Annotated in this window: 14 protein-coding genes; 8 read left to right on the forward strand and 6 right to left on the reverse strand. The window is 55.8% G+C overall.

Annotated elements, in window-relative coordinates; all coding sequences use genetic code 11:
* Positions 1–75: 75 nt before the first annotated feature.
* The 8 genes from metG to nth are packed head-to-tail and all read left to right on the forward strand — an operon-like array spanning position 76 to position 8,297.
* Positions 76–2,109, forward strand: coding sequence for a methionine--tRNA ligase (gene metG, locus BKP64_RS07995; protein WP_070973607.1), 2,034 nt, complete (start codon positions 76–78; stop codon positions 2,107–2,109).
* A gap of 28 nt (positions 2,110–2,137) precedes the next feature.
* Positions 2,138–2,719 carry an electron transport complex subunit RsxA gene (gene rsxA / locus BKP64_RS08000; protein WP_070968275.1) on the forward strand — a complete coding sequence of 194 codons (582 nt, stop codon included), beginning with the start codon at positions 2,138–2,140 and terminating at the stop codon, positions 2,717–2,719.
* A 14-nt stretch (positions 2,720–2,733) separates the two neighbouring features.
* On the forward strand, positions 2,734–3,312 hold the full coding sequence (rsxB, locus tag BKP64_RS08005) for an electron transport complex subunit RsxB (RefSeq protein ID WP_070968278.1): 579 nt from the start codon (positions 2,734–2,736) through the stop codon (positions 3,310–3,312).
* The gene (rsxC, locus tag BKP64_RS08010) at positions 3,312–5,132 is read left to right on the forward strand and encodes an electron transport complex subunit RsxC (protein WP_070968282.1); all 1,821 of its coding nucleotides are present in this window, start codon (positions 3,312–3,314) and stop codon (positions 5,130–5,132) included. The genes rsxB and rsxC overlap by 1 nt, the downstream gene beginning before the upstream one ends.
* A 21-nt stretch (positions 5,133–5,153) precedes the next feature.
* Positions 5,154–6,206, forward strand: coding sequence for an electron transport complex subunit RsxD (gene rsxD / locus BKP64_RS08015; protein WP_070968284.1), 1,053 nt, complete (start codon positions 5,154–5,156; stop codon positions 6,204–6,206).
* 3 nt (positions 6,207–6,209) lie between these two features.
* The gene (gene rsxG / locus BKP64_RS08020) at positions 6,210–6,911 is read left to right on the forward strand and encodes an electron transport complex subunit RsxG (protein ID WP_070968287.1); all 702 of its coding nucleotides are present in this window, start codon (positions 6,210–6,212) and stop codon (positions 6,909–6,911) included.
* Between the two features lie 2 nt (positions 6,912–6,913).
* A complete protein-coding gene (locus BKP64_RS08025) occupies positions 6,914–7,630 on the forward strand; it encodes an electron transport complex subunit E (protein ID WP_070968290.1) in 717 nt (238 codons plus the stop codon).
* 28 nt (positions 7,631–7,658) lie between these two features.
* A complete protein-coding gene (nth, locus tag BKP64_RS08030) occupies positions 7,659–8,297 on the forward strand; it encodes an endonuclease III (protein WP_070968292.1) in 639 nt (212 codons plus the stop codon).
* A gap of 87 nt (positions 8,298–8,384) precedes the next feature.
* On the opposite strand, the gene BKP64_RS08035 is transcribed toward nth, so the two are convergent.
* From BKP64_RS08035 to surE, 6 genes are all read right to left on the reverse strand, one after another.
* Complete coding sequence (locus tag BKP64_RS08035) at positions 8,385–8,960, reverse strand: chalcone isomerase family protein (RefSeq protein WP_070968295.1); 576 nt, start codon at positions 8,958–8,960, stop codon at positions 8,385–8,387.
* A 202-nt stretch (positions 8,961–9,162) separates the two neighbouring features.
* Positions 9,163–10,149 (reverse strand): RNA polymerase sigma factor RpoS, encoded by a 987-nt coding sequence (gene rpoS, locus BKP64_RS08040; protein ID WP_070968297.1) that lies wholly within the window; start codon positions 10,147–10,149, stop codon positions 9,163–9,165.
* A 204-nt stretch (positions 10,150–10,353) separates the two neighbouring features.
* Positions 10,354–11,148 (reverse strand): peptidoglycan DD-metalloendopeptidase family protein, encoded by a 795-nt coding sequence (locus tag BKP64_RS08045; RefSeq protein WP_418287595.1) that lies wholly within the window; start codon positions 11,146–11,148, stop codon positions 10,354–10,356.
* Positions 11,149–11,435: 287 nt separating this feature from the next.
* Positions 11,436–12,428, reverse strand: a complete 993-nt coding sequence (locus BKP64_RS08050) for a polyprenyl-phosphate transporter (RefSeq protein ID WP_070968300.1) — start codon at positions 12,426–12,428, stop codon at positions 11,436–11,438.
* Complete coding sequence (locus BKP64_RS08055) at positions 12,428–13,084, reverse strand: protein-L-isoaspartate(D-aspartate) O-methyltransferase (protein ID WP_070968302.1); 657 nt, start codon at positions 13,082–13,084, stop codon at positions 12,428–12,430. The genes BKP64_RS08050 and BKP64_RS08055 overlap by 1 nt, the downstream gene beginning before the upstream one ends.
* A complete protein-coding gene (gene surE / locus BKP64_RS08060) occupies positions 13,081–13,851 on the reverse strand; it encodes a 5'/3'-nucleotidase SurE (RefSeq protein WP_070968308.1) in 771 nt (256 codons plus the stop codon). Before surE ends, BKP64_RS08055 begins: the two co-directional genes overlap by 4 nt.
* Positions 13,852–13,865: the final 14 nt, after the last annotated feature.

Consider the following 13,865-nt stretch of genomic DNA (forward strand, 5'->3'; position numbering starts at 1 on the left):
CCAAAATTTGCAATCGGGACGCCCATTACTCTGTTTTATTGCCAACCCTTACTGACTGAAAGGTTCGGACACACCATGACGCAAGCGAGTTCAAAGCAACAGCGCGATATTCTGGTCACCAGCGCCCTGCCGTATGCCAACGGCCCAATTCACCTGGGCCATTTGCTGGAATACATTCAGACCGACATCTGGGCGCGTTATCAGAGAATGCGGGGCCAGAACTGCTACTACGTTTGCGCTGATGATGCCCATGGAACAGCCATTATGCTGCGTGCCGAGCGGGAAGGCATCACCCCGGAGAAACTGATTGATCGCATTCGCGACGAGCATCAGCAGGATTTTGCGGGCTTCCACATCCGCTTCGACAATTACTACACCACCCATTCCGAGGAAAACCGGCAGTTCTCCGAGTACATCTACCGGCAGCTGCAGGAAAACGGACACATTGCTACGCGCAAGATCACCCAATCCTTTGACCCGGAAAAAAACATGTTCCTGGCGGACCGCTTCATCAAGGGAACCTGCCCGAAGTGCAAGACGGAGGACCAGTACGGTGACAATTGCGAGGCTTGTGGAGCGACCTACACGCCAGCGGAGCTGATTAATCCACGCTCTGCGGTATCCGGCGCCACGCCAATTGAGAAAGAGTCCGAGCACTATTTCTTCAAGCTGCCTGATTTTGCCGATTTCCTGGCCAAATGGACCCGGAGCGGCACATTGCAGCCACAGGTGGCAAACAAGCTGGCCGAGTGGCTGGACGCTGGGTTGCAGGAATGGGATATCAGCCGCGATGCGCCCTACTTCGGCTTCGAGATTCCGGACGCGCCAGGTAAATACTTCTATGTCTGGCTGGATGCGCCTATCGGCTACCTCGCCAGCTTCAAAAACCTGTGTAACCGGGAAAACATCGATTTCGAGCACTTCTGGAAGGCCGATTCCACCGCTGAGGTGTACCACTTCATTGGCAAGGACATCATCAACTTCCATGCCCTGTTCTGGCCGTCCATGCTGCACGATGCCGGTTTCCGCACGCCAACGGCGGTCTGGGCACACGGCTTTGTGACCGTTAACGGCAAAAAGATGTCCAAGTCCCGCGGCACCTTCATCATGGCCCGCACGTACCTGGACCACCTGAAGCCGGAATACCTGCGTTACTACTTCGCAGCCAAACTGACCGGCAGCGTCGATGACATGGACCTGAACCTGGAAGATTTTGCGGCTCGGGTAAACTCCGATCTGGTAGGCAAGGTGGTCAATATTGCCAGTCGGAGCGCCGGCTTTATCACCAAGCGTTTTGACGGCCAGCTGGGACAGGTTACCGAACATACCAAAATCAAGGAGTTCATCGATGCCGGCAACGAAATCGAGGAGTTCTACGAAGCCCGGGAGTTTGGCCGCGCCATGCGCCGGATTATGGAGCTGGCAGATATCGCCAACCAGTATGTGAACGACGAGCAACCCTGGGTGATCGCCAAGCAGGAGGGCCAGGAGGACAATCTGCAGGCCATCTGCACCAACGCGATCAATATGTTTCACCTGCTAATGACCTACCTTGCACCGGTACTCCCGGAAACCGCTGAAGCATCAGAAGCATTCCTGAACGCCCGCCTGGACTGGAACAAGCGTGCTCAGCGTCTGGAGAACCACGGCATAAACAAATTCAAGCCGCTGATGAACCGGGTCGACATGGCGCAGATCGAGAAGATGCTGGACGCGTCAAAAGAAGAGCTGCCTGCTGCGACGGGCAAGCCCGCGCCCGCTCCCAATCTGGAACCGGTTGCGGATGAGATAGAATTCGACGATTTTGCGAAAACCGACCTCAGGGTCGCTAAAATTGTCAAAGCGGAACATGTTGAGGGGGCCGACAAGCTTCTTCGCCTGACACTTGATATAGGGCATGGCGAGCGGAACGTATTTGCTGGTATCAAGTCAGCCTATAAACCGGAAGATCTGGAAGGTCGCCTGACGGTGATGGTGGCCAATCTGAAACCCCGGAAAATGAAATTCGGTATGTCGGAAGGCATGGTTCTGGCAGCAGGTCCCGGCGGTAAAGAAATCTTTATCCTTTCGCCGGACTCCGGCGCCACACCCGGCATGCGGATCATGTAACCCGTCAGCGAGGCAGAGGGCAGCTCTGATGTCAGAGTATCTACTCATCCTGGTCAGCACCATCCTGGTGAACAACTTTGTGTTGGTTCAGTTTCTGGGGCTGTGCCCGTTTATGGGGGTGTCCGGGAAGCTGGAAACCGCCATGGGCATGTCCCTGGCGACCACCTTTGTGCTGACGCTGTCGTCAGTCTGCAGCTACCTGGCCTATACCTATCTTCTGGCACCTCTGGACCTGGCATTCCTGAAGACGATCACGTTTATTCTGGTGATTGCCGTCGTGGTCCAGTTCACAGAAATGGTCGTTCACAAAACCAGCCCTTTGCTCTACCGCGTACTGGGCATATTTCTGCCGCTGATAACAACGAACTGCGCGGTGCTTGGCGTTGCACTTCTCAATCTTAATAAAAACAATAACTTCGTTGAATCTGTACTCTATGGTTTTGGCGCCGCCGCAGGCTTTTCACTGGTGCTGGTGCTGTTCGCCGCGATGCGCGAGCGTATCGCTGTGGCCGACGTTCCCGTTTCTTTCCGGGGTGCCGCCATTGGTATGGTAACCGCAGGGTTGATGTCACTGGCGTTCCTGGGCTTCACTGGTCTGGTCAGCGTTTAACGGAGACGCGCTTTATGTGGACAGGCATCATTATCGCTGTTCTGGTACTGCTGGCCCTTGCCATGGTCTTTGGCGGTCTGCTGGGCTTTGCGTCGGAACAGTTCAAGGTCGAAGGCAACCCCCTGGTGGACCAGATTGACGCGTTGCTCCCTCAAACCCAGTGCGGCCAGTGTGGTTTCCCCGGCTGCCGGCCCTACGCCGAATCTATCGCCGAGGGCGGCCCTATCAATAAGTGCCCACCGGGTGGCGAGTCCACTATCAAGGCGCTGGCGGATCTGCTTGATATCGAACCCCAGCCGCTGGATGCAGAGCATGGCGTCGAGCAGGCCAAACGGGTTGCCGTGATTCGCGAGGATGAATGCATAGGCTGTACCAAATGCATTCAGGCATGCCCGGTAGATGCGATTCTTGGCGCAGCCAAGCACATGCATACGGTCATTGAAAGCGAGTGCACCGGCTGCGATCTCTGTGTTGAGCCCTGCCCCGTTGACTGTATCGATATGGTGACGGTTGAGCCCGACATTCGGACCTGGACCTGGACACCACCGGAACCGGACATCATCGCTACCGACCGCCGGGGAGTGAGCGCCTGATGACTCAGTTATGGAACTTCTCCGGCGGCGTTCATCCTGCCGAAAACAAGCATCAGTCCACGGCCCGCCCAGTTCGCGTTGCCGGCATACCTGACCTACTGGTTCTGCCGTTGCAGCAGCATATCGGAGAGCCCGCCGAAGCAGTTGTGAACAGGGGTGACCGCGTACTCAAAGGTCAGAAAATAGCCGATGTGACCATGGGCATGGGGGTTCCAATCCACGCCCCAACGTCAGGAATCATTGAAAATATTGCTGATTTACCTGTTCCCCACCCTTCCGGCATGAACGACCGCTGTATCACACTGAAACCGGACGGCGAAGACCAGTGGTTACCACTGTCTCCCATCAGTGACTATCGCGGGATGGAAAGGGACGAAGTGCTAAGAATTATCCGCGAAGCCGGAGTATGCGGACTGGGGGGCGCAGGCTTCCCCACCGATATCAAGTTGCGCCCTCCCCGGGACCGGAAAGTCAGCACGCTGATTCTCAATGGCGCCGAATGCGAGCCCTACATTACCGCCGATGACATGACCATGCGAGAGCAGGCCGACGAGGTTGTGGCCGGCCTCAAGATCATGGCCTGGATTCTTCGCCCCGAGCGCTGCGTGATTGGCGTCGAAGACAACAAGCCCGAAGCTGTTGATGCCATGCGCAAAGCCACTGAGGGCACGCAAATCGAACTTGCGGTAATTCCGACCAAGTACCCGTCCGGTGGTGAAAAGCAGCTCATTGAGATTCTCACGGGCATGGAAGTGCCCAGCGGTGGTATACCCGCGGACATCGGCGTTATGTGCCAGAACATCGGAACGGCAGTTGCCGTCGCCAGGGCCGTCTTCGAAGGCAAGCCCCTGATTTCCCGGATTGTCACTATTACCGGCGAGGCCGTTCGGGAACCAGGCAATTTCGAGGCACTTATTGGCACGCCGGTCGAGTACCTGCTGGAACAGGCCGGCCTCGAGGCTGAGAGGGTTAGCCGGCTTGTGATGGGCGGCCCCATGATGGGTTACACACTGCATACCACCGCTGTCCCCGTCATCAAGACGAGCAATTGCGTGATCGCCGCCACGGCCGTCGAACTGCCCGCACCGCCGCCTGAACAGCCCTGCATCCGCTGCGGTGAGTGTGCCGAAGTTTGCCCCATGGGGCTGCTGCCCCAGCAACTATTCTGGCATTCCAAAGCGTCCGAGTTTGAAAAAGCAGAGCATCTGAATCTGTTTGACTGCATCGAGTGCGGTGCCTGCTCTTACGTATGCCCCAGTTCGATTCCCCTGGTGCAGTACTATCGCTATGCCAAGGGCGAAATTCGTATTCAAAAAGCCGAACAGCTGAAGGCTGACCGAGCAAGGGAACGTTTTGAAGCTCGCCAGGCCCGCCTGGAGCGCGAGCAACAAGAGAAAGAACAGCGCCGCAAAGAACGCGCAAAAGCGGCAGCCGAGGCCCAGGCGAAGAAGCAGGCGGAAGCCCAGAACGCCTCTGCGGAAGGCGAGGCAACAGACGAGCGAGCAGCCAAGGCGGCTCTGGTTCAACAGGCACTTGCCCGCAAAAAGGCCAAGGCCGATACCGCAAAAACCGACGCTGATGTGCCTGCTGGGGAAACGCCCGACATTCCGGACCTGGAAAAACAGCTCGCTCATGCGCAATCCAAGCTTGCGACCATGCAGGGCATGCTGGATGACGCCAAAGCGCAGCAGGCCGATAACGTGGACAAGCTGGAACGGGCAGTCGCGAAGAACCATGACCGGGTAAAGCGAGCGGAAAACGCCTTGGCGGATGCCCGCAAACAACTGGCAAATCAGACAGAATCCCAGTCAACCGATTAACCGAATTCAGGCCCGACATTCATGGCATTTGTTCAACAGTCGTCACCCCATGCCCACAATGCCCGCCCCACCTCGCGGGTCATGCTCTGGGTGATTATTGCCGCTCTGCCGGGCCTGTTGGCCCAGACCCTGTTCTTCGGCTGGGGCAATCTGATCAATGTCATTTGGTGCATAGCCGTGGCACTGGCTTCCGAAGCGGCCATTCTGGCGCTCCGGAACAAGCCGGTGGCATTCTTTCTCAAAGACAATACCGCTGCGGTAACCGGCCTCTTGCTGGGCCTGTCCCTGCCCCAGTTTTTACCTCTGTGGGTATCTGCCATTGCGGTTATTTCTGCCATTGTCGTCGCCAAACAGCTGTACGGCGGCCTCGGCTCCAATCCGTTCAACCCTGCCATGGTCGGTTACGCCCTCGTGCTTATCTCCTTCCCGGTTGCCATGACCACCAACTGGGCCGAGCCTGCCATGCTCTGGAAAGGCGCTCCCGGTTTTGGTGAAACCCTGGGCACCATTATCTCCGCCAAGCAAACCGCTGTGGACGGCTGGACGATGGCAACCCCCCTGGACGAGTACAAACACAAAATCGCAACACACACCGCCGAGGAAGTGCTCAGACACCCCACTTTTGGCACTGGCGTTGCCCGGGGCTGGGAATGGGTTAATGCCGCATTCCTGGCCGGAGGGCTGTTGCTGGTAGTCCTTCGGATCATCACCTGGCATATCCCGGTTGCTTTCCTGGCCGGGCTAACCATCATGAGCCTGGCTTTCGGTAATAACGCAGATCAGTATGCCCCGGTAACGCTTCATCTCCTGGCCGGAGGCACCATGCTCGGGGCCTTCTTCATTGCGACGGATCCGGTTTCTGCTGCTACCAGCCATCAGGGCAAACTGATCTATGGGGCGGGCATCGGAATTCTCATTTACCTGATTCGAACCTGGGGCAACTACCCCGATGCCGTGGCTTTCAGCGTTCTGTTGATGAACTTTGCGGTGCCATTCATCGACCATTACACACCACCAAGAACCTACGGGCATCACAAGCCCCGTCGGGGTCTGGCAAGCAGGGATCAGGGATAGGATATGGCAGCACTTGGGCAGTCAATACGTCGCAGCGCCATTGGCCTTGGTCTGTTCGCTGTGATCACCGGAGGCACCATCGCCGTTACCCAAGCCTTCACCGAACAGCGAATCCAGGAACAGGCGGCCCGGGCCGAGGCCAAGGCATTGTTCGAGATCATTCCGGAAAGCATGCGTGACAATGACCTGCTAAAAGATACCGTTCAGCTCCCCGCCAGCGACCAACTGGCAACCAAAGGCCCATTGACTGTTTGGGTTGCCCGTCGGGGCAGTCAGCCGACCGGCATCATCATGCCCGTCATTGCGACCGACGGCTATTCCGGGAATATCAAGCTACTTGTCGGAGTAGACATGGAAGGTACAATTCTGGGAGTGCGCGTCACCAGCCATAAGGAAACCCCTGGGCTCGGAGACCGCATTGAAACCAAAAAGTCTCCCTGGATCAGGAGCTTTGACGGGCGTTCACTGGGCGAGCCGCCCCATCGGGAGTGGAACGTCAAGAAAAACGGCGGAGACTTCGATGAGTTTACCGGCGCGACAATCACACCCAGGGCGGTGGTCAAAGCAGTAAAGAAGGCCCTGATCTATTTCCGCAAAAACCGGGAAGCGATCAGGGAACGTCTTAACGAAACGCCACAAATGAGGGACGGTGCCCTTTCTCCGGAATCCATTGCCGGTGAGTCAACCCGTTCGGAGCATTCATAATCATGGCCACTAAAACTTCCAGAGAAATCATACGCGACGGGCTGTGGACCAATAACCCGGCCCTGGTTCAGGTACTCGGACTTTGTCCTCTGCTCGCCGTGACCAGCACTGTTGTCAATGCTGTTGGCCTTGGCCTTGCGACAACGATGGTTCTTATGGGGTCGAATCTCGCCGTGTCGCTGATCCGGAACTTTGTCAGTGAGTCCGTCCGGCTGCCGGCTTTCGTGATGATCATCGCCTCCTTCGTAACCTGTGCCGAATTATTGATGCAGGCGTTTACCTATGAGCTTTACCAGATTCTGGGCATTTTTATTCCGCTGATTGTGACTAACTGTGCCATCCTGGGTCGAGCCGATGCATTCGCTTCACGAAATGCCCCCGGCCCGGCGTTGCTGGATGGTGCGATGATGGGACTGGGCTTCCTGTCGGTACTCATTGTGCTCGGCGGCATGCGTGAGCTTTTTGGTCAGGGTACCCTGTTTGTGGACATGAACCTGTTACTTGGCCCCATGGCTGCTGACTGGGTGTTACGCCCGTTCGAGAACTATCCCAACATGCTGTTCATGGTTCTGCCGCCCGGAGCTTTTATTGGGCTTGGGCTGCTCATCGCGCTCAAAAACCGTGTTGATCATCATCTGGCAGAGCGTCAAAAAGTCGAAGAGCCAATGCCCGTTGCACCCGGAAACAAGCGGGTGCGTGTCACTGGCAATGTTTCCTGAACCGCAGGTAAGGTCGCTTTAGATACCGATGAACAAGCAAAAACGCACTGAAATCTTTACCCGACTGCGGAACGCAAATCCGAACCCTGAAACCGAGCTGAATTACGCCTCACCGTTCGAGTTACTGATTGCGGTCATTCTCTCGGCCCAGGCCACCGATGTGGGTGTCAACAAGGCCACAGACAAGCTCTTCCCTGTGGCCAATACGCCAGAAGCGATTCTGGCGCTGGGTGTGGACGGACTAAAGGAATACATCAAGACCATTGGCCTGTTTAGCAGCAAAGCCGAAAACGTAATCAAGACCTGTCGTATTCTCATTGAAAAACATGGCAGCCAGGTTCCTGAAAAGCGTGAAGAGCTTGAGTCACTGCCCGGTGTCGGACGAAAAACAGCTAATGTGGTTCTCAATACCGCGTTCGGGCACATGGCCATGGCGGTGGACACCCATATTTTCCGGGTCGCAAACCGTACCGGGATCGCGCCAGGGAAAAACGTTCTGGAAGTGGAGAAGCGCTTGATGCGTTTGGTCCCCAAGGAATTCCTGCTAGACGCTCACCACTGGTTGATACTCCACGGCCGTTACATTTGCACCGCGCGTAAACCGAAGTGCGGAGCCTGCCCCATTGAGGACCTGTGTGAGTTCAGGGAAAAGCGGGATTACCTGTAACCTGTCACAGTCCTTGGACAAAGCCCTGAGTCCACAAAAAAGCCGACATCAGGTGTCGGCTTTTTTGTGCTTATAGAGGAACTACGTTTATCGCTGCCCCAACATCTTCTCTTTAAGATCTTCCTGGGCCGGCTTGTCCGAGAGCCAGATACCGAACAAGGCCTTTTTAAACGCCAGGTCACCAACGGTATCCTTCAGTTCGCCATTCTTGAGCACTTTTACGCCTTCGCCTGGCAGGTACACCAGATCGAAGACATCGCCTTCGTTGATCTCTGCCTTGAAGACATCCATAAACCGATCAACATCAGCCTGAATTGCTGCCATGTCGCCGTCTGTAGAAGCTTCAAAACCTTCCAAAGTTGCTTCGCTCATACGATCACTGGTGATCATCCCGGAGATGATATGCAGGGTAATTGCCTGGGGCTCATCCGCATTGATCACCGCTTCTCCATCACCTACGGTGTCAGGCACATAGAGGCCGCCCACGTACAGGTCCATAAACCATTTTGAGCGGGTGCCAGCACCGTTAAGCTTGAGCTTGGTGTCCATGACGGAATAGGTGTCAGGTACATCAACGCCCTCCACAGTCATTGCGGAGGCCGGGGCAGCCAGAGCCGCCGTTATTATCAGAGAGGCAAAACAGGTTGAGAGAGCCTTCTTCATAGTCCTTTCCTTTTCGATCGTTATTATTGACGTGTTTCATTCGTGCACCGGGGTTCGACCACCTTATCCCACCCTGGTCCGGGCATTCTAACAACGACGAGGGAGGCCAGGTCGCAACCTGGTTCTCATTTGCAGAGATACTGAAACAGAAAAGCCGGTCAGGTTTCTGGCCGGCTTTTCGATCGGAAAGATCAGAAGAATATCACTTGAACAGCAGGTTTCCGGACAAGCCTTCTTTTTCAAGAATTTCCCGCAGACGACGCAGGGCTTCTACCTGGATCTGACGGACACGCTCACGAGTGAGGCCAATCTCCTGCCCCACCTCCTCCAGCGTACTGACCGGATAGCCTCTCAGACCAAAGCGGCGGGATAACACTTCCTGCTGTTTGTCACTGAGCTGGTCAATCCACTTCTCGAGGCAGGAACACATGTTGTTATCCTGCAACAGGTCCGCAGGATCGGAGGCACCCTCGTCTGCGACTGTGTCGAGCAAGGACTTCTCACCGCCGGTACCGATCGGGGTATCCATCGAGGCAACCCGTTCATTGAGGCCAAGCATTCGCTTCACATCAGATACGGGCTTATCAACCATCCGTGCGATCTCTTCGGCAGACGGCTCATGATCCAGCTTCTGCGTCAGCTCACGAGCTGCACGGAGGTAAAGGTTCAACTCCTTCACAACATGAATCGGCAGCCGGATCGTCCGGGTCTGGTTCATGATGGCCCGCTCAATCGTTTGCCGGATCCACCAGGTGGCGTAGGTCGAAAAGCGGAATCCACGCTCGGGATCAAACTTCTCAACCGCGCGGATAAGGCCCAGGTTGCCCTCTTCGATCAGATCCAGCAGGGTCAGCCCCCGATTGACGTAGCGTCTCGCGATCTTGACCACCAGTCGAAGATTGCTTTCAATCATTCGCTTTCGGCCAGAATCCTCGCCCTTGCGGGCCAGACGGGCGAAGTAAACCTCTTCTTCCGGTGTCAGAAGGGGTGAAAAACCAATTTCGTTGAGATAAAGCTGAGTTGCATCCAGCTGTTTCTGGCTCGTGAAATAGCGCCCTTTCGACGGAATATCCTCTTCCATTTCATCGGCTGAATTCTTTTCAACCTTCTCTTCGGCCAGTAGTTGAGTCTCGGATTCTTCCACATCCTCGACCCGGTCAATAATGATTCCTTCCTGCTCTGCTGACATCTGTCTTGCCCCGCCTCTCAATAATCCTGGGTGTTTGTCCGATACTTCTTGTTATTGCGGACATTCTGCGTATTCATGCTTTTTTCTTCAGGACATTTGCTAGTTGGCCGGTTACTGTCGTAACCGTTTTTTTTTCTTTTTTTATGCGGTCTTTCTGTCAGTGCCGGTTTGTGAGGGGGTAACAGCATCCTGGCTGCTTCTTCGCTAGCGCGGCGGCAGATAATGGGCGGGATTAACCGGATTGCCATTTTTTCGAATTTCAAAATGCAATACGGGTCGTTCAGCGCCACTGCTACCGAGCTCTGCGATCACCTGACCGGCTTTCACATCCTCCCCTTCCTGCACCAGAATCTTCCGGTTATGAGCATAAGCACTCAAATAGTGCTCATTATGATTTACGATAACCAGGTTTCCATACCCTAACAAACCGTTGCCGGCGTATACCACATTTCCACTGGCCGCCGCTCTCACAGCATCCCCGGCTTTCCCGGCAATATCAATACCTTTATTGACTTTTCCGGATGTTGAATATCCAGCAATTACGGTGCCAATGTGAGGCCAGCGCCAATTCACTCGTGCTACCGTTTGGGTCTTCGAAATGGCCGGCACCCCTTTGTCAGACCTATACGTAACTGCCGGCTTCGATGCCGATGACGGTGTCTGCACCGGCGGAACCGCACGGGACGCTGCGCGTCGGGGTGCGGTCGCAGTCCTGCCCGCGTCCTGATCCGGACGGGTAGCTACGGTCCCGCGAAGGTCCAGGCGAAGCACCTGTCCAGCTTTGAGGCTCCATGGGGGACCAATGCCGTTGGCGCTACCCAGTTCCCGGTAGTCACGCCCGTAACGCCACGCAATGCTGTACAGGGTCTCACCTGGCTGAACCACGTGGCGCCCCCAGTAAACTGGCGGATTATAGAGGTCGTCCTGGTAGAGGGCGGAGGTATTACAGCCAGTCAGGAGCAGCCCGCCAAGCAGCACCACAAGCAGGCTACGCTTGATGCCAGAGGCTTTCAGGACACGTAATGAAGCGTGGGCACCGGAGGGGAACCGCGGGAAGGCCGGCCATGCGGCATGGATTAACCCACGCAAAAAGATCACAGGAATAAAAAATACCTAGTTATAAAAAATCCGTCTAAAGCGCAGAGCATGCCAAAGCAGTTTCTAAGCTTTGAAAAGTAACTTCTTAATATATTGCATATTTTTCAGTGTATTCCAAGTTACGCTCTGGCGACTTCTGTTACCTGCCGAAACACTTGGCTTGTGCGATAGGTAACACTTTCAACTATTCACTGGCCAGGCGCGGACAGGGGGCGGCCCTGATGACGAGTACCAATCCACTCGACCAACAACACCACACAAAAACCAAACACTGCCATCAGAATTGCAGTCAGAATCTGGGGGTCCTGCCCGGTCAGGTCCGAAAACGTGAAAGGGGTGACGCTGATTTCATTCAGCGGGACCTGCTCACCGGAACTGTTTGTTCGCCAGCTCAGAACCTCTTTCCAGGGCCAGACCTTGTTAAGAGCCCCAACCATAAACCCCGTAAGAACCGCCAGCACGACATCATGAAAATGATGGAACGCCCAGGTAATCAGGCGAGCGATGGACAGCAGGCCAACCACACACCCAGCCATGAACAGGAGCAAAATGCTGATATCAATGCTCTTGATAGCCGCGAGTACCGGAGCATACATGCCAATGATTACGAGGATGAAACTGCCTGAAATCCCAGGGAGAATCATGGCGCAGATTGCCAGGGCACCTGCGCCAAAAAAGGCTGCGCTGCCCGGCTCCAACTCATTGGCAGACAGCGTAGTGATCCACCATGCCAACACAGCACCGGCGAAAAGTGGCGCCACCAGCGAATAACGGTAATGCTTAACCTGACGACCGACATGCCAGACAGACGCCACGATGAGGCCGAAGAAAAAGCTCCAGATCAGGATAGGATGTTCCGCCAGCACATAACTGATTGCCGACGCCAGGGTAACAATACTGGTCAGGATACCGGCCAGCAGGCATACCAGGAAGGTACCGTCGATTGCTTGCCAGAATGCTCGCAGCCGCCGCCGGGCGAGATCACGGAAAATGGCGACTGGAACCTCATTGATGGCCTCAAGCAAACGAAAATAGATGCCGGTAATAAAGGCTATGGTGCCACCGGATACGCCCGGAACAATATCGGCCGCACCCATCGCCATGCCGCGGACAAAGACCGCCGCAGGATGATGTGGACGGGCATAGGTTATGCCCTGATGCACCCGATTCTCATCAGTCATCAACGGACCACTCCGCCCAGAAGGGGCACAAAACGCACCGGTTCCAGCTCCTTATGATCGAACCGGTCTCCCCTCCTCGTGACTTCCACGAGGATCTGGTTTTCCTCTCCGACAGGAGCAATCAGAACGCCACCATCACGCAGCTGCGCCAGCAGCTCGGCAGGCACCTCTATGGGTGCTGCCGTCACGATGATTCCGTCGAAAGGGCCGCGATCGGGCCACCCCATACCGCCATCCGCATGCTTAAGCAGCACGTTTCGGGATTTGAGCTGGCGCAACCGGTCTCTGGCACGGTCCTGTAACGGCTTGATCCGCTCAACACTGTATATCTCATCAAACAGGCGCGACAGAATCGCAGTCTGATAACCGGACCCGGTACCGAGTTCCAGTACACGGGAGGGCGAGTGCGCGAGCATCAGTTCGGTCATTCGGGCAACAATATAGGGCTGGGACAGAGTCTGGCCATGTCCGATGGGCAGGGATGTCTCTTCATAAGCTCTATGGGAAAGGGCCTCGTCGAGAAAGATATGCCTGGGCACCTCTCCGATGATGTCCAGCACCCGGTCTGACTGGATTCCAGCATCCCGAAGACGCTGAACAAGGCGCATTCTTGTGCGTCTGGAAGTCATGCCAATGCCCTGAAGTTCGGCACTCATGCAACTCCCTCCCCGCTATCCGGCAAACTGCCCACCCATTCACGCAGAGACGAAAGAACGTCGTGGCGGGTCATGTCAATGTGGACAGGCGTTATAGATACGTAGCCTTCGCGCACCGCATGGAAGTCGGTTCCCGGACCCGCATCGCCACCCTCACCAGCGGCTCCAATCCAGTATCGCTCCTTACCTCTCGGGCAGGTCATGGGCACAGCACCCTCCGCACGCTCGCGGTGACCAAGACGCGTGACACGGAAGCCTGCCAGTTCATCCCAGGGAACATCCGGTACGTTTACATTGAGTATGGAGCGGGGCCCAAGCACCAGAGGCCGTTCGCTCTCCAGGAGCACGCGAACAACGCGGGCTGCGGTTTCATAGTGGAAATGACCATCATTGACCAGGGATACCGCAATGGCTGGAAGACCTAGATGGCGACCCTCGGTCGCGGCAGCGACGGTTCCGGAATAAATGATATCGTCACCGAGATTGGCGTGCGTATTGATCCCGGAAACCACCCGGTCGAAAGGCTCTCTGAACAGTCCGTTAACAGCAAGATGCACACAGTCTGTTGGGGTACCGTCGATGGAGCGGAATCCGTTAGGGTGCTGCTCTACCGTCAGGGGACGATTCAACGTCAGGGAATTGCTGGCCCCGCTATGATCCCTATCCGGAGCAACCACTTCCAGGTCCCCCAGCCCTTCAAGTCCTTCGTAAAGGGCTATCAACCCCGGCGAATGGACACCGTCATCATTGGACAACAGAATACGCACAGTGTTCTCCGCTA

Source organism: Marinobacter salinus (assembly GCF_001854125.1).
GTDB lineage: Bacteria > Pseudomonadota > Gammaproteobacteria > Pseudomonadales > Oleiphilaceae > Marinobacter > Marinobacter salinus.

What these genes read in the sequence shown, in the direction of transcription:
- metG (WP_070973607.1), top strand. Translation starts at nt 76, where the DNA reads ATGACGCAAGCGAGTTCAAAGCAACAGCGCGATATTCTGGTCACCAGC.
- rsxA (WP_070968275.1), top strand. Translation starts at nt 2,138, where the DNA reads ATGTCAGAGTATCTACTCATCCTGGTCAGCACCATCCTGGTGAACAAC.
- rsxB (WP_070968278.1), top strand. Translation starts at nt 2,734, where the DNA reads ATGTGGACAGGCATCATTATCGCTGTTCTGGTACTGCTGGCCCTTGCC.
- rsxC (WP_070968282.1), top strand. Translation starts at nt 3,312, where the DNA reads ATGACTCAGTTATGGAACTTCTCCGGCGGCGTTCATCCTGCCGAAAAC.
- rsxD (WP_070968284.1), top strand. Translation starts at nt 5,154, where the DNA reads ATGGCATTTGTTCAACAGTCGTCACCCCATGCCCACAATGCCCGCCCC.
- rsxG (WP_070968287.1), top strand. Translation starts at nt 6,210, where the DNA reads ATGGCAGCACTTGGGCAGTCAATACGTCGCAGCGCCATTGGCCTTGGT.
- BKP64_RS08025 (WP_070968290.1), top strand. Translation starts at nt 6,914, where the DNA reads ATGGCCACTAAAACTTCCAGAGAAATCATACGCGACGGGCTGTGGACC.
- nth (WP_070968292.1), top strand. Translation starts at nt 7,659, where the DNA reads ATGAACAAGCAAAAACGCACTGAAATCTTTACCCGACTGCGGAACGCA.
- BKP64_RS08035 (WP_070968295.1), bottom strand. Translation starts at nt 8,960, where the DNA reads ATGAAGAAGGCTCTCTCAACCTGTTTTGCCTCTCTGATAATAACGGCG.
- rpoS (WP_070968297.1), bottom strand. Translation starts at nt 10,149, where the DNA reads ATGTCAGCAGAGCAGGAAGGAATCATTATTGACCGGGTCGAGGATGTG.
- BKP64_RS08050 (WP_070968300.1), bottom strand. Translation starts at nt 12,428, where the DNA reads ATGACTGATGAGAATCGGGTGCATCAGGGCATAACCTATGCCCGTCCA.
- BKP64_RS08055 (WP_070968302.1), bottom strand. Translation starts at nt 13,084, where the DNA reads ATGAGTGCCGAACTTCAGGGCATTGGCATGACTTCCAGACGCACAAGA.